Genomic DNA, 18260 nt, shown 5'->3' on the forward strand with positions numbered 1-18260 from the left:
TTAGTACTTCCTTTCTTGTGGTTCGTATTTAGTGAACACTACGTCGCGTTCAGTCAATTCGTACTCGCCGTTAGCACCCAATTTGATCAAAGAGTGTTTTAAGTATCTTTCATCATTACGTTTTGGATGGTCTTCACGGATATGAGCACCACGAGATTCACGACGGTGTAAAGCGCCCATAGCAATAGCTTTTGCTACTGTTAACATGGAACCGATTTCACAATAGTTTACGAATGCCATGTTGTAAGTACGTTCAGGGTCACCTACATAACAAGTTTTGTAATCTTCCATCAATTGGTCGATTTCTTTTAATGCTTCAGTAATACCATCTTCATTACGGAAGATACCTACTTTGTTCCACATTGCATCAGCCAATGCATCGCGGATTTCAACTACTGGACGGCCGCCTTCACGAGTTGTTACTTCAGTGAATTTAGCTTCCCAAGCTTTAGCAGCTGCAGCTAATTCTGCATCTACATTAGGTTGTTCATGTGTTTCAGCATAGTCAGCTGCGCCAGCACCGGATACTTTACCGAATACTACGCCATCTGCCAAGGAGTTACCACCCAAACGGTTAGCACCGTGGATGGAGATACAAGATGCTTCGCCGGAGGAGAACAAACCAGGCAATTCACATGCACAAGTTTTGTAATCTACTACGTCGATACCGCCCATTGTATAGTGACATGTAGGACGAATAGGTACTGGTTGTACTAATGGATCGCAATGTTCGAAAGTCATAGCCAAGTCACGGATACCATGAAGTTTTTCGATGATAACTTCAGGACCTAAGTGACGAAGGTCAGCTACTACGTATGCATTTAGACCAGAACCGAAACCACGACCTGCAGCGATTTCATCTTCGATTGCTTTCGCTACAACGTCACGGGATGCTAATTCCATTTTGTTAGGCGCATATTTTTTCATGAAACGTTCGCCTTCAGCATTAAGAAGGTAACCACCTTCACCACGAACCGCTTCAGACATCAAGATACCAGTACGACCAAGACCAGTTGGATGGAATTGGATCATTTCCATATCTTTCAATGCATTACCAGCGCGGAATGCTGCTGCCATACCATCGCCTGTGGAAAGGAATGGGTTTGTAGTACGAGTCCAGAAAATACGACCTGCACCACCAGTAGACAAGATAACAGCTTTCGCTTTAATTTGTTCTACACGACCTTCTTTCATGTTCCAAACTACAGCGCCACCAACATGACCTTCTGCAGATTTAACAAGATCTAAAAGGTACCATTCTTGTAAGAAGTGTACGCCTTCTTTCAAGCATTGTTCATAAGTTGTGTGCAAGATAACATGACCAGTTTTATCCGCAGAGTAGCAAGTACGTGGATAAGATTGACCACCAAAGTTACGTTGCGCAATTTTGTTTTGTTCTGTACGGGAGAATGGAGCACCCATGTGGTCCATTTCAAGTACGCCTTCTGGACAACGGGAGCAGAAGAATTCGATTGCATCTTGGTCACCAAGATAGTCAGAACCTTTTACTGTATCGAAAGTATGAGTTTCGATTGTATCTTCAGCTGCTACGTTGTTCAAACATGCATTAACACCGCCTTGCGCCATTGCTGTTGCAGAGCGAGTTGGGAAAATTTTAGTAATAAGTGCTACATTTAAGCCTTTGCGACGACCTACTTCAAGAGCCGCACGTTGACCAGCGCCACCGCTACCTACTACTAGAACATCAAACTGTTCCATAATGACCTCCTCATAACTACCTATTAATAAGAAAACTTGTTAGACTATCTCATTTCAAAAACTTATAAAAATTTTTGATAACCTAATCATTTTTCTTTCAAGAAAAACCTCATACTTATGCGATTCTTCTTATTTCTTTACCTATAATTATAGAGAGCATTTTGTATGATGTCTAAACCCTATTATGCATAATTAATTTCGATTAATCTAATTGATAATTTATTTCACTTATTGTTTTTCTTGTTTACTTATGAACATTTAAAATAGATTTATGAATATTTCATACAAGAAGTTAAGGATATTACGAAAGTAATTCGGTTCCGAAATTTTTGTATATTTTTATTTCTTACAATACATCAACTAGCCCTATAAATACTGTGTTTATTCAATATCGAAATCATTCATAATAATTAATATCCGTTAAATTCCTACCAAAACTACCTCGATTTTAACCATCTAAAATCATTAAATTTCTACGACTATCATTGGTATTTATCTCTCTGATAATTATTATCACAAGTTTTTCTAGTGATTTCTTTCACACTCGCCAAAATTGGTAAAATCAGGTCTATCTATGCGCATACGGCAATCTTCGATATAGTTCATCTTCATTCATTAGCAGAATTCATTAAGTTTCAAGTTTTTCCCGTCTTTTGGCTTTAAAAACATGAAGAAGGCGCTTATAAACTCGCATATACATTCATCTTTTGCTCATTCCTGTTGTATAAGGTATGATAATAGATAAATAAGTTATATAATATTATATATATAGTCACCCTTATATGGTGTTGTGGCTTTCACAAAAAAAGAAAGCTTATATATATAATGACTATATTAATGTAGTTGGAGAGCTATATTTTTAACTCATACATAAGGAGAACAGAGAATGAAAATTTTACTTGTAGAAGACGAAGAAATGCTGAATGGCATTACGGCCAAATATTTACGTGCAGAGAATATGACGGTTGATACATGCTTTAACGGTCAACAAGCGATTGATTATGTAAACACATCCAGCTATGACGTTATCGTTATGGATATCATGATGCCGATCCTCGATGGTATTAGTGCTCTTGCTCAAATGCGTAACGATGGCAATACAACACCTGTATTGCTTTTAACTGCAAAAGATTCCTTACAAGATAAAGTTACAGGTCTCAACACAGGTGCTGATGATTACCTTGTAAAACCATTTGATCTTGAAGAGTTAACTGCTCGTATCTATGCATTGGCTCGCCGTAACGCACGTCATGCACAAAATGATATCCATGTTGGTCCTCTTACTATCAATGTGCCTCAACGTACTGTTAAACGGGATGGCGAAACAATCACATTGACTGCAAAAGAATTCGACCTCTTATACTATTTAGCAAGTAACGAAAACATCGTATTATCCCGTCAACAAATTCTTGATCACGTTTGGGAATACGATTATGAAAGCTACTCTAATCTTATCGATGTATACATCAAAGATTTACGTAAAAAGATCGATACTGACGAGAATGTAAAACTCATTCAAACAGTTCGTGGAGTAGGGTATGTCCTCAAAACAGAAAACTAATGATCCTCACCGAGATCTAGACACCATGTCTGGGGCAGCTACCGATTTATTTAATCGGCTGCCCCTAACTTTTAAAATCATGTCTTGGTATACCATCTTCTTGCTTATCATTTTGATGGTTGCATCCGCATGGATTTATGCATATACGCACGAATCCGACAACAAAGAAGTTCGCGAGCGCTTACAGCAGCAAGCAATGATCATGGCTACGGATATCCGCAAATTTAAGCCGTACCAAGATAACACATTCTTCTTTGTATCAACCCAGGACGGCTATATTATTAAAGGCGCCTTACCGGATGGTTTCCCTAATCAAACAGTCCTTTCCTTGGGACAGGTTGGAGAAACCGCTGTTGGTGATGACACCTTCTACTACTACGATACGCCGGTTAACGAACCGAATTATCGTGGTATTTTGCGTGCCGTTACAAAGGTAAAAACAGCGTCTAAAAAGACCGAAAACCTTTTATACAGCTTACTATTAGGAAATATCATATTCTTGCTGATTTCCTCACTAGGTGGTTATCTATTTATCAAGAAAGGACTGAAACCAGTCCGAACCTTGACCAAAACAGCTAAAGTTATCGGTAAGAACAATGACTTGAGCCGCCGTATCGACATTCCTCCGCGCACTGCGAAGGATGAGATCTATGAACTAACTACTACATTTAATCGCATGATTTCAGGTCTTGAAGATTCTTCAAACCGTGAAAGACAGTTTAGTTCTGACGTTTCTCACGAGTTGCGTACACCTATTGCGGTTATTAAAGCAGAAAGTGAATTTGCTTTAAAATACGGACGCACCGAAGACGATTTGCGGGAAGGTTTGACACATATCTTAGAACAAGCTAAGTTTATGACAAATCTCGTAAGCCAACTGCTCGATGTAGCACGCCTTGAAAATGCACATGACCTTAACTTATCGCCTGTAGATGTGTCGTTGATGTTAACGAACATGGTACATGACTATACACGGCTCTGTGCAGAAAATACAGAAAAGCAAATCACCATAACATCTCACATTGAGCCAAATCTACGTATGACAGCTCATGAAGTATCCTTGCGTCGAGCTATTACAAACTTAGTAGATAATGCTATCAAGTTTACGAACTCCACTATAGACATTTCAGCTAAGCTTGCAGGTGGTGAACTGATTATCACGGTAACAGATAACGGCATCGGTATCGAGCCGGAAAACCTCGAGCATATTTGGGATCGAATGTATCAAACAGAGCAATCTCGGAACAAGAAATCCAACCACGGTATCGGCCTTGGCCTGTACTTTGTAAATAAAGTTATTAACTTGCACCACGGCACAGTAACAGCCGCTAGTGAGCCACAAGTAAGAACTACATTTACAGTTCGATTGCCATACAATAGAATTGAAGAATAAGCTAAAGCTTACATACATATAACAAAACGCTAGCACAGAGACATCGTCTCGTTGCTAGCGTTTTTTTGTATTATGTGGCGTTTTTGTATTATGTAGCGTTTATAGTATTTAATCTTGAATTGTTTAGCCTATGAATTGTTGCCATAGCGGCATATAAACGTATTCTAGGAAGGTCCATACAACAAGACCCGCTACAGCACCAACGATGGCACCATTGATACGAATCCAGCTGAGGTCATCCTCAACCTTAGATTCGATGAAGTAAATAAACTTCTCTGTGCTAAGGCCGCCGAGCACTTGGCGTATGATGGTTTCAATGAGGTCGTAGCCTTGTTCAAGGACATAGATCCCTATATCGTGTAATGTAACTTCAATACGGTTTCTAAGGTCTTCAGATTGACCGTATACGGTCCACAATTCAAGGGCGATATTAACTAACACTTGAGCTGGTGTTTCCCCATTTTCATCCCCTACAAGCAATAGTTCTTCTACATACGGGCATAAATGGTTTTCAATAACAGATTCCCAGTCTTGTTCACGAATCCAACGTTCCCACGCTTCATCGAGAGCATCACAAACCTCGCGGTTTTCTTCTATATGGCGAATTGGATCTACCCATTGGCGAAGCCATGCAGTCCGTTCAGGACTATTTGGTCGCTTCCAGTTTTCCAGCATAGCATAAGCCTCTTGAACGATAGCCTGTGCTAACTCATGGTAGTTCACCACATCAGTCGCTTCAGACATGGAGATGAGGAAATCAGACCAGAAACCTTTTCTCTTTTTCTTATGAGCCTCTTCTGCCACAACCGCTGTAAGCCATGTCACCATAGCAGGATGGTTGATACGTTCTTGAACTACATTCAATACCTGTACAACCATGCCTTCGTAGCGATTATGTTCACATAAGTCGAGCAAAACGTGCTTCAACACAGGTACAAGGGAATGTTTTTCTAGCAGACCGCGAATGCGTTTTGCCCCCCACTGTGCCCATTCCTCGCTCGTTTGAGACTTCCATAACAAATGCAAACCTTGATGGATAACAAGGCGCGCTGCCCGTTGTCCTTCTGGAGATAGCAAAAATTTCTCAAACAACGGTACAAATTGCACATTATTCAACAATACCTTGCAACGATCCTTGGTAAGCATCTTTGTCTCAACCAGCTTAATAACACCGTTGATGAGGCGCTCCTTATTACGAGGTATTAACGCTGTATGATACGGGAATCCTAGGGGCTTACGGAATAAAGCTGTTACGGCAAACCAGTCCGCCACACTGCCGATAAGGGCAGACTGCACAGCCCAATAGAGGGGTTGGTACCAGCTTTCAGAACCAAAGAAAAATTGACCTACGAAAGCAAAACAGTACAATAGGGCGGTTAACCCAAGAATACCGTTTGCGCGCTGCCGCAAGGTGAGGGATTTCAAATACTGAATCATTTGAGCACCCCCTCTACGAAAATGGTCAAGCCGTAGAAGATACCGCCTAGAACAGCCCCTACGAGAGAACCATTAATACGCACCATTTGGAGGTCGTAGTACATTTTACCACGCACAATTTGAGTAATCTCATCAGGGGAGTAGCGAGATAATTCCTGCTCTACCACCTTATCGATGAGAGGGTTCAATTTTTGTAACCACGGAATGCTGCGTAGCAAGAAGAACCGTTCAAACGGTGCTTGCTTGTCTGGATTTAACAAGATTTCCGTACCAAGCACATTAAAGCGGTCCATAACGATGTCCATGAGGCGATTCCAATCTACAGTATCGCCATCGATGAGCTTCCCTTCCCATTCTTCAAGAACCATTTTAATCCATTGATTTTTATGTTCTTCGATGAATGCTTGCCACTCTGCATTAGTTTCCAAATTATTGAAGAAACGAATCGCTTGGCCCCATACGTAGCGACCTAGCGCAGAATCGATGGACTCATTTTCCTTGAGGAATTGAACAGCCTTTTTCTGCACCGTTTCTACCAATCGTTCTGGTGAAAGCCCATCCCCACCAAAGGCAATAGCCAGTTCGCGGAAGAAGGAATCCTTCGTATAGGTTTTCATAATGTCTAGCATGACGCGATACAAATAAGGATATACCTGATTCGATGCGATAACACGCTGACAGGTACGGTTAAAGTAAAGCCAGAAAATACTTGCTGTTTGGCGTTCTAACATGCAGCGGCCAAACAAGATAACGAGAGGCGTCGCCTTCCAGTTCGTAACACCTTTATAAACAGCCTTGTTGATTTCTTGACGCATAGGCTCAATATCCATATGGGATAAGACTTGATTACCTACACCGTACAAGATTTCTTTAATCTGACCTTGTCCTACATCACTCATGCCATATTCGATAATACGGACCATGACACGTTCTTTTTTGATGGCATAATACATCTGTGGCACGCGCAACAACTCTTCGCTAAGCATGGTACGTCCCATTTGAATGAGCCGTTCCTTGCTACGCGGCAAAATGGCTGTCTTAAAAGGAATGCCTAAGGGCTTCGTAAAGAGTGCCGTTACCGCATACCAGTCCGCCAAGCCACCAATCATGGCCGCTCCAGATACGTGCATGATAAACGCCCAGAACGTATCCTGTCTTTGTGGATATGCAATTAAAAATATAATAGCCATGACAACCAACAGTGTCGTTGCCACTGGTTTAGTTTTCATCATCACTTGATCCTAACTTACTGAATTACGTATATAGACTCTCCCCATATAACGTAGTGACCACATAGGCCACGAACTTTCACAAACTACAAACTGTGAAAGTAGATTTAGAATGTGCATTCATCGCCATCTTTTTGAGGGGCCCAAACCGGCACATCTCCAAAGAGGGCTTTAAAATACACAGATGGAGTCCATAGTGGACCATTTAAATGCATGGGAATAAAGGCTTTTTTCACCTCTACACGACGAAGAAATTCAATACTGCCCCACTCCATAGCATCTTCCAGACGATTGTCCACAGGGAACATCGCTACATCTACAGACAAGCCTTCTAACTCCTTAAACTCGCGCCAAGCCATGCGCTTCGCATCCGCATTGTTCTCAGGCGTATCACCTAGCCAATGCCACCAGTTGAGGTCGCCTGCATGGAAGATAGAGTCAGAATCGATGTTAGCCGTATTTGTCTTTACGTAGAAAGAACCGCCTTCATCGGTGCTACCATACATATGGATGCCTACATCATCAAGTGTAGCATCTTGGCCAGGGCGCATAGTAATACATTTCTTCACCTTGCCCTCTAGCGGTACATCTTGATGGCAAATATAACGAGTTTGAGGCCCATCAAACTCCGTAATAGACGGATTAAAGTGATCACCATGAGTATGACTCACAAAGAACCAAAGCTCACGACCTCGTTTAGCCAATTGCCAAACTATATTATTAGGATCTTTATAATAATCAAACACATAACAACGCTTACCATCATCTACGAGGAAGCCGCTATGAGCTAAAAAAGTAACATTCAACATTATTATCAATACCTCTAATTTATTGAGAATTTATATCATTCGTATTGTTTATTATACCATATTTTTATAAAGACTGGGCATAAACAAGTGGCTATTCCTGACATATATAAAGGTTTTTTTACCTTATCAAATCTATAGTGGCCCATACGTATAATCATAATAAGGGCAGAAATGCCGCTGGCATTTCTTAAATGCGGCCAGCGGCTTTCATATAGTCAATATATTGGTTGCCCCAAGTTTCAAGGGACGCTAGAACGGTTTTAAAACCTGCCCCCACTTCGGTAAGGCTATATTCAACCTTTGGTGGAATCGTACCGTATACTTCACGGTGTACCAGGCCATCATCTTCTAATTGGCGTAACGCTCTAGTAAGTGTTGCTTGTGTAATTGGGTATAAGCGGCGCTCTAATTCACGGAAACGCACAGGCCCTTCGGCTAATTCGTGCATGATCAACAAAGACCATTTGCCGGCTAATAACTTTTGACTCGTTGCAAAAGGACAGCGGCCCACTAAATCATGAACATTTACGAGTTGCTCTGCCATAATAATTCTCCTTCTCTATATAGCTTAAATAGCTTTTTATAACAAAGCTAAACCTCTATTGCTAAGCTCAACCATGTATAGCTATACTACTATCTCCATTTCAGGATTAGAAATATGTCTTTCTAATGTAGTTCAAATCATATCACAAATTTATCGTATTGCAAGCATTTTATAGTATTGTTTTTTAGGGTACAAAACTTTTTGAAAAAATTTTAATCAATAATAATCATAATTCTATCACTTTTGATAGTACCTATCTAAAATAATTCTACTACTCAAAATATTTGCACAACTATATAATGAGGTCATCAGCTGAACACAAACCCTCTATCAAAGTGGCTTTCACAAAAAGGAGAATCATCATGAACATTTTAGTAATCGGTGCAAACGGTAAAGCAGGTCATCGTATAGTAGAGAAAGCTCTTAAAGCTGGTCATCAAGTAACAGGCGTTGTTCGCCGTGAAGGTGCTATTGAAGGCATCCGAACCATCGTAAAGGATGCATTACAATTAACTAAAGAGGAATTAACACAATTTGACGTTGTAGTGAATGCTACCAGTGCTTTCACGCCAGATACGTATCATTTACCAGCAGATTTGACATTATTGCTTGTAAAAGCATTAGCTAACACAAATACGCGCCTCATCGCTATAGGTGGTGCAGGTAGCCTCTACGTAGACGAAGATCACACAGTTCAACTAAATGATACACCAGAGTTTCCAAAAGAATTTTTAGCTCGTTCAAAAACTCATGGTAAGTCTGACGATATCTTGCGTAAATTCAGCAATGTAGACTGGACAATGTTTACCCCACCACCAATCTTAGATGCAGAAGGCCCTGAATCTAATGACTATGTATTAGGTAATGAAAATGTTATCTTGAACAAAGAAGGCAAACCTTATATCTCATATGCTACATTCGCACAAATTCTAGTGGATGAAATCAACAACCACAAATTTGGTCGTCAACGCTTTACAGCCGTACAAAACTAAGCTATATAAAAACTGCTTGTACAATGAGTACAAGCAGTTTTTTACTGTCTATTATGTTTCAAGATATGATTTTAACTGATCTATATGGTTTTTTCTTGATTAAATTATAGCAGTTCTTTGATGAAGGTTTCCATTTCAGCCGGTTTTACAACAGGCTCAAAGCGCCCTACCACCTTACCTTGACGGTCTATGACAAATTTAGTAAAGTTCCACTTTACTTCATCATCATTAAGATAATTAAGGTCAATACCATTAAGATAATCTGTAAGCATTTCCGTCTTATCACTCGGTGGGAAACCTTGGAACGGTTGCTCTTTAATCATATATTTAAAAAGTTCTAGTGCACTTTCATCACGCACATCTGCTTTTCCCATCACAGGGAAGGTAACACCGTAATTTAACTTACAGAATGATTGAATTTCACTATTTGAACCAGGTTCTTCTTCCCCAAATTGGTTAGATGGAACAGCGATAATCTCTAATCCTTGATCTTTATATTTCTTATAAAGAGCCTCTAAGGCTTCATATTGATGAGTAAAGCCACACTTACTAGCCGTATTAACAATCACCAGCACTTTACCTTCAAAATCTTTTAAGCTTTGCTCTTCACCAGCTTTATTGAGTAAGGAATAATTATATACAGTCATGATACGCCTCCTAAAAATATTCATACAATAGATATTATCATCATTTAAAATTCTACATGTCTTAATATCCAAGGTGTTATCACCTCATGACTATACTATATCGAAGTATCCAATATTATAACAATGTTTTCACATCATAGCCAAATTTAGCTGTTGTTTCAGCAGCAGTTTTCTGCCATTCTGTAGGTGCTGTACCGTCTTTCTCAAGGAAGAAACCAGAGTCAAGATAGCGGATAATAATATAGTTGGAATTCTTTTGATCAAAACCGTTACCGCGACTGAAATCAATACCATGACCTGTATTGCGTGTTACAATGGCTTCCAATAACGGCAACGTAATGGCATTCAATGTGATTTTCATATCAGGAGAGTCAAATATCTTTTTAAGGAAAGAGCTAGGCTTTTCTTCCTTGTATACTAGCAATTTACTAATCGTACCATTAGATGCACATACTACGCGACGGATATCTTTAATAGGAATATCTACCTTACCATTAGAAATAACGCCGTTTTTAATGGTAATTTCTCGCTTACCCATAAAGGAAGAGTCTAATGGCAATTGAAGAGTATCTAAGTTCGCAGGAAAATCTGCGGTCAATTTATTTCGAGCAAAGGCTGCAAGAATCGCTTTTGTTTCACGAATGTTGTGACCAGTATTAGATTCTGTGCGATCCGTATCTAAATCTTGACCTTCTATATTTTTCCAGTTGTGATCTCTAAAGAGAATAGAATAATTACCGTTTGAATTTAAATATCTCATAAGATATAGCTCATTTACATCTTCAAAATCAATGTCTGTTAGAACTTGTCCATTTGCATCTTTGCAAAGTACACCATTGTAACTAATAGTTAAAGTCCGATCTGAACCTTCAAAAACAACGGGATGTGTATCGAATACAGAAATCATAGCCCTCTCCTTTTCACGACTCTAGACACAAATACACTTGTGCATATCAAGTGTATTCACTCAAACATTAATTAAATATATTAATCAAATATTCTTAACTTAATCATACACCTTCTATATGTATTTACGCAAACCGCATATTTCACCATAATATAGCTACAAACTCATAATTTTTAAGAAAACAAAAGACACCAACCATTCGATTGGTGTCTTTACTACATACAAGGGTCCATTTTGCAATAGAGCCTTGTCGTTATACAGATGATATTATAATCTACTTCATGTCAAACAAAACAGAATTTTCTAAGAAAATATGTTCATGAAGACCTTCTTCTAAGGCTTTCATAGTCTTAAATACATAGACATAAGTAGCACAGCCATCTGCTGGTGCTGTGTACTGGTTGGTCAATGCACTTAAGGATTCCAAAAGTACACCTGCAGCTTCGTGTTCAGCCCGAAGTTCATCAAAGTCTATTGGTTTACCAGCTTTAAACTCAGGAAAGTCTACATGTTCTTCATGCCGGAAATGAGGTACAAGAGCGGATTTGAGTTGCAAAAAGGTTTGATAAATCTTTATCAATTCCTCACCATGATGGTCATAATGTACATTTAGTAGTTTTGCCAATCCTTGGTCAATTTCATCAATCATATTCAATTGTTCTCGATGATAGGTATGAACGATATAATCAATCAATTGGTCTTTAGAATAACTAAGCACCTCTGCACGAGAAGATTTCTGAGCAACTTGTACATCATTTAACATAGCAATATATACATCCACATCTTTACCTATTTCTGTAATAGCCTCTGCTAAAGGATGTCCACCACCACAGCAAAAATCAATTCCATCTTTTGCTAATACATCCATTAACTCTGGATTTACTTTTACCGCATCAGCTACGGTCATGGATTTATTAATAGTTCCAAAACTCATAAGATACACCTCCAATGGTTTATGCCGATCTATATTCTTATAGTTATACTATACGATCAACCATGGATTCTGTCTGTCGCAGTAGCTACTAATTTGAAAGTACCATGACAACAATGGTAAGGCTGTAAAAAATAACATAAAGTAATGAATATAAAAATATATGGATATATATTGAACATACAAAAAGCTGGCCCCATAGAGCCAGCTTTCAGCATATCAAAACATATACAACATATGTTTATATATAATTGTGTGGGCAACTATTAGATGCTTTCAACAGCAGCAATAGCCGCAACGTCTACAACGTCTTGAGCAGAGCAGCCACGGGAAAGGTCATGAACTGGTTTAGCCAAACCTTGAATCAATGGGCCAAGAGCGTCAGCGCCGGAGAAGCGTTGTACCAATTTGTAACCAATGTTAGCAGCTTGAAGATCAGGGAAAATCAAAATGTTAGCTTTACCAGCTACGTTGGAGCCAGGAGCTTTCTTTTCTGCTACGGAAGGAACGATGGAAGCATCCAATTGTAATTCGCCGTCGAATTTGAAGTCTACATTACGTTCTTTCAAAATGTTAACAGCTTCTACTACTTTGTCTACTTCTGGAGTGGAAGCGGAACCTTTAGTGGAGAAGGACAACATGGATACGCGAGGGTCAGCCATACCAACAACTTTGCGAGCTTTTTCTACAGTGGATTCTGCGATATCAGCCAATTGTTCGCTAGTTGGGTTAGGCAATACGCCGCAGTCGGAGAATACGAGCATACCGTCGTCGCCATATTCTTTTTTGCTTGTAAACATGAACATGGAAGAAGATACAGTTTTAAGGCCTGGTTTAGTACCTACTACTTGTAATGCAGCACGCAATACATTAGCAGTTGGGCAACCAGAACCAGCAACCATGCCATCTACAGCGCCAAGACGAACGAGCATAGCACCGAAGAATAAGCAGTCACCTTTCATAGTTGCGTCAGCTTTTTCAGGAGTCATACCTTTTTTAGCACGCAATTCTACGAATGTATCAACCATTTCTTGGTAACGATCGTAGTTAGCTGGATCGATGATTTCAGCACCTTCTACGGATACGCCAACAGCTTTAGCAGCTTCTGCGATTTCAGCTGGGTTACCTACTAATACAGGTGTTACGAAACCTTCTTTCAAAATGATTTCTGTTGCTTTCAATACACGTTCATCTTGGTATTCTGGCAACACGATTTTTTTACCTAATGGTTTTACTTGGTCTTTTAATTTTTGAATTAAATCCACGATTTTTGCCTCCTTAACATTGGCTTATGCCATATCAATACTATTATTATAGCAAATTCAACCTATTGGTAAAAGTAAAATTTATTTTCTTAGCCTATTATTCCAATTTTACCCCTTTTAGTGAAAGTTGGAATTCATTCCCACTTCACCAATTTTTACCTATCAACTTGGAATCTATTCCAACTTTGACACTTTTTTATGACTAATTTGGATTCTATTCCAACTTTTAAAAGAGTATTCTCTGAATGATACCATGATAAAGTATTGGCTTAGTTATATTAAAAGGCTACAATAATACCAAAACATTGCTATAGTAATAATCAAGAGGATACTACTTTTATCCCCATTCAGGAGGACTCATGGCAAATACAGAAACGACAATCAACGCAGTTATGCATCCACAGCCTAATGAAACGCCCATAGATATTGAAAAGACAATCAAAGCGTTAGAGAGAAATAAATTTGTAGTTCATTATTTTGAAACCGGTGCCGAAGCCGTTACATATCTAAAAAATCGCATCCAAAACAAATGTGTCGCCATCGGCGATTCTCGCACTTTATTGGAACTCAACGTTCACGACGCTTTATCTGAGGTCAACGAAGACATAACAGATATTCAGCGACCATTGGAGGGTGAAAGCTTCCGCGATACGGCCTTACGCACCATGGGACGCGATGTATTTCTCACCTCTGTAAACGCCCTTTCACAAACGGGAGAGATGGTGAATATCGACGGCACAGGCAATCGTGTAGCAGCCTCCTTATTTGGCTCCCAAGAGGTTTTCTTTGTATTGGGTATTAACAAGATTACCCCAGATTTAGCCTCCGCTATTTATCGTGCACGAAACGTAGCGGCTCCACTTAATAGTAAGAAAAATAAAAAGAGCTCTCTCAATCCGTGTGCTAACTTAGAAGAAAAATGCTACGACTGCGGCTCTCCAGATCGTATATGTAATGCATTAACTATTTACTATAAAAAGATGCGTAACATGCAAACTATGGAAGTCATTATCATCAATGAAGCTTTAGGCTTCTAATAGCTTGTGGGCCATTGAGAAAGTCTTGAACACTCAATTGCCCTAGTCCATTGACGACTCTATAAATCGTAGACCATCTAGGGTCTATAGCACCACTTTCAAGATCACTTATATAAGATTGAGCTAGACCTGATTTATCTGCTAATTGATACTGCGTCATGCCCAATTGTCTACGCCAAAGCAAAATCAACACCCCGAGTTTGTGAACTTCTTGTCGAACCTGTATATCACGACAACATAGGATAGGATTCATAGCAACCTCTATCTACTTTCACACTCAACACATGGTTATGCCTTTACTATACGACTCGGCGCCATTCCTGCATAGTAGCAGTTGAAAAGCAATAACGCAAAAGCCTCCATAAAAACTAAGGCATAAATTAGTTCTATCGAGGCTTTTTTCTTTGCATATTAAGTTATGTCCGATTTCATCAATTCGTGGAATTTTAGTATATCTAGAGATAATTAAGACTAAAAATACAGGTATTGTAATCGATAAGCTCAGGTTTTATAAGCATTTATCGTAATTTCTATACATTATCTATGCAGGAAAGACAAATTTGAATTCTAATATCACACTGGATTAGCCTACATCATAATAAGTACATATATACATGACCCTCTACTTTGACCGTAAACTGAAACCAATAATAAAACACTATTAAAATACTATAATAATCAAATCCTTATAGTAAAAAGAGTCCTATACTAAGTATAGGACTCTTTGATTATCTCTATAAGATTATTGATTAGCGCTTTCTTGAGCTTTTTTGATTTCCATGTATTTAACCATGCCGTCAACAGCTTTTTTAGCTTCCCGCATAGCGAGTACTACAGTAGCAGGTTTATGTACAACGTCGCCGCCAGCAAAGACGCCAGCGCGATTAGTCATGCCATATGGATCTTCAGATGTAATGATATAGCCTTTTTCGTCTACCTTTAGGTTATTACCTTCGCCGATAAGACGTGCATTTGGTTTGTGGCCAGCAGCGATGATGATTTTATCTACAGGCATAACTTGGAAGTTACCAGTACCGTGAATGCCTGCACCATCTTCGTTAAGAGCCATCACTTCGTATTTGAAGCCTTCTACCTTGTCTTTACCTTCTACACCCACTGGAGAAGCGAACCATTGGAATTGAACACCTTCAGCACGTGCTTCTTCGTATTCAGACAATAGTGCTGGCATTTGTTCTTGGCTACGACGATATGCTACCGTTACGGATTCACAGCCTAAACGTACGCATGTACGAGCCGCATCCATCGCTACGTTACCGCCGCCAATGATGATAACACGGTCGCCTTTTTTAACAGGAATTTGATCCTTGTCAAGCTCGCCATTTTCTACTAATTGTACATTAGTCAACAAGTACATCGCTTGGAATACACCGTGCACTTCATCATTTTCCATACGTACTTCTTGAGGAATATGAGTACCAGTACCGATAAAGATGGTATCAAAGCCTTCAGCGAAGAGTTCATCCAATGTTTTATCTTGACCGATAAATGTATTACATACGAATTTAACCCCTAAGCCTTCAAGACGAGCGATTTCACGACGTACAACAGATTTAGACAAACGGAACTCAGGAATACCGAATAAGAGTACACCACCTGGTTCAGATTGACCTTCAAATACAGTTACATCATAGCCAAGTTTAGCGATATCGCCGGCTACGGACAAGCCTGCAGGACCGGAACCTACAACGGCAACCTTACCAAGATCTTGTTTGATTTTCTTAGGTTTGCGAAGTTCATTGATGCTTTCAAAATCAGCAGCAAAGCGTTCCAATTTACCAATATTGATAGGCGGTTTTTTCGCCTTATTCATGATGCAGTTACCTTCGCATTGGTTTTCGCGCGGACATACGCGACCACAAATGGATGGCAAGTTTGTACGTTCTGCCAAGATATCATTGGCTTCACCAAAGTTACCGCGTGCGATGGCTTGGATAAAACGAGGAATCTCGTTTTCAATAGGGCAACCCATACGGCACAATGGTTTCGGACAATTTAGACAACGTTTCGCCTCAGCGAGCGCTTCCTCCATTGTATAATCCGCATCAAAATGTAGTGGTTTTAATTCGTTACTCATGGCACATGCCTCCTAACAAGGATCCAGTACTATACTTATACAGCGTTGCATGTACCTGAGCAATCCGATGAGCCCTCTCACATAGGGATGCCGCCACATGCTGCTAAGATTTATCTTTTGTAACCATTCGATAGACGTGTGGTCACTGGTCAGACGCACACTATTCTATAGTATATTCTAAATTGTGAAAGTCCCAACAGTCAAGCAAATATAGCACCTTTTGTATACCAATATAGGCCCTATTCATGCAAGGATTGCATAGAAAAGAAAGATGCTGTAACGCCATTTTCTAAGTGTATATTTACATATACATCTATGCATGTATACTGATAATAGATAGATCAATTGATTCTCACCACATTAACATACACTTATAGAGGTTCACTATGAACACAATAGACTTTACAGAAAAATACTATATCAATCGCCGCGGTTCCCATTCCCGCAAATGGGACGGCGAACACTTAAAATTTAACCACACCGATTTATTACCACTATGGGTGGCTGATATGGACTTTATGCCCCCTCAATGTATTCAAGATGCTATTTGTAACTATGTGAAAGCTAACCCTTTGGGCTATACCATGACAAATCCGAATTATATAGAAGCCGTCATGAGTTGGTATAAACGCCATCATCATTGTAAGCTTCAAAAAGACTGGCTTACAAGTGCACCCAATGTTATTACAGGCATTATGTGGTGTATTGGGGCTTTCACAAAACCAAATGATGCCATTGCCGTTCTAAGTCCTGTGTACGGCGCCTTTGATACGAGCGCCAGCGATGCACAGCGCCAGATCATCGCTATTCCTATGAAACGCAGTGACGATAATCGCTATACCGTAGATTACGAGGCCTTTGAAACGGCGATTACCATGCACGATGTTAAACTGTTCATTCACTGCAATCCTCATAATCCTGTAGGTCACGTATGGACAGAAAATGAGATGGCTCGGTTATTTAGCATTTGTGAGCAACATAAGGTGCTCATCATCAGCGACGAAATCCATCAGGACCTCATTACAGATTCAACACCATTTACATCGGCTCTAACAGTAGCTAGCGGCGCCTATGCCGATAATATTATTGCTATGTCTTCCCTGTCCAAATCGTTTAATATGGCTAGTTTGCATCATGCAGAGGTTATCATTCCAAACGAAAAGCTGAGAGACCAATTCAACTTCTATAAAGCCCATGTATACCATACGGACTCCGATGTTATTGCTGAAACGGCCATCACTGTAGCCTACACACATCCAGAGTCGGAGGCATGGCTCACAGATGTACTGACTGTTATACGTGAAAATTATGAATATCTGTGCAGAGAGCTTTGTACGGCATTACCACAAATCCGCATCAGCCCTATGGACGGCACCTATTTAGCATGGATTGATTTTGGTGCCTATGTAAAGGCGGAAAATATGCATGACCTATTTGAAAATAAATGCCGCATCGCACCAAGCTTTGGCGAATGGTTTGGCGGCGAAAACTACACCACCTTTGTACGCCTAAACTTGGCTACTAGCCTTGAAAATATTAAGACTGCTACCCATAATATTATCAAGTACGTACGCCCTTAATAGGTACCTCTTATCAAAAAATACATTAATTCAGGAAATACATTAATCATATTAGAGAATTCATTTCGTACAAATAAAAGAGGCTGCTCTAGCATCATTCAATGTTAGAGCAGC

The 18260-nt window shown here is 39.7% G+C and carries 16 protein-coding genes; 5 read left to right on the plus strand and 11 right to left on the minus strand.

The features are described from left to right. Positions 1-1719 carry an FAD-binding protein gene (locus tag VCHSUH03_RS00695; protein WP_105093694.1) on the minus strand — a complete coding sequence of 573 codons (1719 nt, stop codon included), beginning with the start codon at positions 1717-1719 and terminating at the stop codon, positions 1-3. Between the two features lie 886 nt (positions 1720-2605). Between VCHSUH03_RS00695 and VCHSUH03_RS00700 the strand changes: the two genes are divergently transcribed. Both VCHSUH03_RS00700 and VCHSUH03_RS00705 read left to right on the plus strand, forming a co-directional pair. Then, positions 2606-3280 (plus strand): response regulator transcription factor, encoded by a 675-nt coding sequence (locus VCHSUH03_RS00700; RefSeq protein WP_024066445.1) that lies wholly within the window; start codon positions 2606-2608, stop codon positions 3278-3280. Further along, positions 3258-4673 carry a sensor histidine kinase gene (locus tag VCHSUH03_RS00705; protein WP_167388598.1) on the plus strand — a complete coding sequence of 472 codons (1416 nt, stop codon included), beginning with the start codon at positions 3258-3260 and terminating at the stop codon, positions 4671-4673. The genes VCHSUH03_RS00700 and VCHSUH03_RS00705 overlap by 23 nt, the downstream gene beginning before the upstream one ends. A 123-nt stretch (positions 4674-4796) precedes the next feature. Here VCHSUH03_RS00705 and VCHSUH03_RS00710 read toward each other — a convergent pair whose 3' ends face one another. The 4 genes from VCHSUH03_RS00710 to VCHSUH03_RS00725 form a co-directional block, all read right to left on the minus strand. Next, positions 4797-6110 (minus strand): DUF445 domain-containing protein, encoded by a 1314-nt coding sequence (locus VCHSUH03_RS00710; protein WP_105093695.1) that lies wholly within the window; start codon positions 6108-6110, stop codon positions 4797-4799. Beyond that, the gene (locus VCHSUH03_RS00715; protein WP_105093696.1) at positions 6107-7342 is read right to left on the minus strand and encodes a DUF445 family protein; all 1236 of its coding nucleotides are present in this window, start codon (positions 7340-7342) and stop codon (positions 6107-6109) included. The genes VCHSUH03_RS00710 and VCHSUH03_RS00715 overlap by 4 nt, the downstream gene beginning before the upstream one ends. A 104-nt stretch (positions 7343-7446) precedes the next feature. Next, positions 7447-8148, minus strand: coding sequence for an MBL fold metallo-hydrolase (locus tag VCHSUH03_RS00720; protein ID WP_105093697.1), 702 nt, complete (start codon positions 8146-8148; stop codon positions 7447-7449). Positions 8149-8335: 187 nt separating this feature from the next. Beyond that, entirely contained in the window at positions 8336-8692 is a 357-nt protein-coding gene (locus VCHSUH03_RS00725; RefSeq protein ID WP_105093698.1) for a winged helix-turn-helix transcriptional regulator, read from the minus strand. Positions 8693-9054: 362 nt separating this feature from the next. On the opposite strand from VCHSUH03_RS00725, the gene VCHSUH03_RS00730 reads away from it, so the two are divergent. Beyond that, positions 9055-9684, plus strand: a complete 630-nt coding sequence (locus VCHSUH03_RS00730) for an NAD(P)-dependent oxidoreductase (RefSeq protein WP_105093699.1) — start codon at positions 9055-9057, stop codon at positions 9682-9684. Positions 9685-9788: 104 nt separating this feature from the next. Here the strand turns inward: VCHSUH03_RS00730 and VCHSUH03_RS00735 are convergent, their stop codons facing one another. The 4 genes from VCHSUH03_RS00735 to pta all read right to left on the minus strand — a co-directional run bounded on the left by VCHSUH03_RS00735 (position 9789) and on the right by pta (position 13434). Continuing rightward, positions 9789-10331: a glutathione peroxidase gene (locus VCHSUH03_RS00735; protein WP_105093700.1), complete on the minus strand. Its 543-nt coding sequence runs from the start codon at positions 10329-10331 to the stop codon at positions 9789-9791. A gap of 115 nt (positions 10332-10446) precedes the next feature. Then, positions 10447-11238: a hypothetical protein gene (locus VCHSUH03_RS00740; RefSeq protein WP_105093701.1), complete on the minus strand. Its 792-nt coding sequence runs from the start codon at positions 11236-11238 to the stop codon at positions 10447-10449. Positions 11239-11512: 274 nt separating this feature from the next. Continuing rightward, complete coding sequence (locus VCHSUH03_RS00745) at positions 11513-12172, minus strand: DUF542 domain-containing protein (protein WP_105093702.1); 660 nt, start codon at positions 12170-12172, stop codon at positions 11513-11515. 263 nt (positions 12173-12435) lie between these two features. Beyond that, positions 12436-13434, minus strand: coding sequence for a phosphate acetyltransferase (gene pta, locus VCHSUH03_RS00750; RefSeq protein WP_105093703.1), 999 nt, complete (start codon positions 13432-13434; stop codon positions 12436-12438). 359 nt (positions 13435-13793) lie between these two features. On the opposite strand from pta, the gene VCHSUH03_RS00755 reads away from it, so the two are divergent. Continuing rightward, a complete protein-coding gene (locus tag VCHSUH03_RS00755) occupies positions 13794-14471 on the plus strand; it encodes a lactate utilization protein (RefSeq protein WP_105093704.1) in 678 nt (225 codons plus the stop codon). Here the strand turns inward: VCHSUH03_RS00755 and VCHSUH03_RS00760 are convergent. Both VCHSUH03_RS00760 and VCHSUH03_RS00765 read right to left on the minus strand, forming a co-directional pair. Then, the gene (locus VCHSUH03_RS00760; RefSeq protein WP_105093705.1) at positions 14449-14724 is read right to left on the minus strand and encodes a helix-turn-helix domain-containing protein; all 276 of its coding nucleotides are present in this window, start codon (positions 14722-14724) and stop codon (positions 14449-14451) included. The genes VCHSUH03_RS00755 and VCHSUH03_RS00760 overlap by 23 nt on opposite strands. 489 nt (positions 14725-15213) lie before the next feature. Continuing rightward, positions 15214-16566: an NAD(P)-dependent oxidoreductase gene (locus tag VCHSUH03_RS00765; RefSeq protein WP_105093706.1), complete on the minus strand. Its 1353-nt coding sequence runs from the start codon at positions 16564-16566 to the stop codon at positions 15214-15216. 386 nt (positions 16567-16952) lie between these two features. Between VCHSUH03_RS00765 and VCHSUH03_RS00770 the strand changes: the two genes are divergently transcribed. After that, a complete protein-coding gene (locus tag VCHSUH03_RS00770; RefSeq protein ID WP_105093707.1) occupies positions 16953-18146 on the plus strand; it encodes a MalY/PatB family protein in 1194 nt (397 codons plus the stop codon). The last annotated feature ends 114 nt before the right edge of the window (positions 18147-18260 follow it).

It is taken from the genome of Veillonella infantium (assembly GCF_002959895.1).
In the GTDB taxonomy this organism is placed as follows: domain Bacteria; phylum Bacillota; class Negativicutes; order Veillonellales; family Veillonellaceae; genus Veillonella; species Veillonella infantium.

Coding starts and splice junctions, on each gene's coding strand:
- VCHSUH03_RS00755 (WP_105093704.1), top strand. CDS start 13,794: ATGGCAAATACAGAAACGACAATCAACGCAGTTATGCATCCACAGCCT.
- VCHSUH03_RS00710 (WP_105093695.1), bottom strand. CDS start 6,110: ATGATTCAGTATTTGAAATCCCTCACCTTGCGGCAGCGCGCAAACGGT.
- VCHSUH03_RS00765 (WP_105093706.1), bottom strand. CDS start 16,566: ATGAGTAACGAATTAAAACCACTACATTTTGATGCGGATTATACAATG.
- VCHSUH03_RS00745 (WP_105093702.1), bottom strand. CDS start 12,172: ATGAGTTTTGGAACTATTAATAAATCCATGACCGTAGCTGATGCGGTA.
- VCHSUH03_RS00720 (WP_105093697.1), bottom strand. CDS start 8,148: ATGTTGAATGTTACTTTTTTAGCTCATAGCGGCTTCCTCGTAGATGAT.
- VCHSUH03_RS00695 (WP_105093694.1), bottom strand. CDS start 1,719: ATGGAACAGTTTGATGTTCTAGTAGTAGGTAGCGGTGGCGCTGGTCAA.
- VCHSUH03_RS00725 (WP_105093698.1), bottom strand. CDS start 8,692: ATGGCAGAGCAACTCGTAAATGTTCATGATTTAGTGGGCCGCTGTCCT.
- VCHSUH03_RS00705 (WP_167388598.1), top strand. CDS start 3,258: ATGTCCTCAAAACAGAAAACTAATGATCCTCACCGAGATCTAGACACC.
- VCHSUH03_RS00735 (WP_105093700.1), bottom strand. CDS start 10,331: ATGACTGTATATAATTATTCCTTACTCAATAAAGCTGGTGAAGAGCAA.
- VCHSUH03_RS00740 (WP_105093701.1), bottom strand. CDS start 11,238: ATGATTTCTGTATTCGATACACATCCCGTTGTTTTTGAAGGTTCAGAT.
- VCHSUH03_RS00730 (WP_105093699.1), top strand. CDS start 9,055: ATGAACATTTTAGTAATCGGTGCAAACGGTAAAGCAGGTCATCGTATA.
- VCHSUH03_RS00700 (WP_024066445.1), top strand. CDS start 2,606: ATGAAAATTTTACTTGTAGAAGACGAAGAAATGCTGAATGGCATTACG.
- VCHSUH03_RS00715 (WP_105093696.1), bottom strand. CDS start 7,342: ATGATGAAAACTAAACCAGTGGCAACGACACTGTTGGTTGTCATGGCT.
- VCHSUH03_RS00770 (WP_105093707.1), top strand. CDS start 16,953: ATGAACACAATAGACTTTACAGAAAAATACTATATCAATCGCCGCGGT.
- VCHSUH03_RS00760 (WP_105093705.1), bottom strand. CDS start 14,724: ATGAATCCTATCCTATGTTGTCGTGATATACAGGTTCGACAAGAAGTT.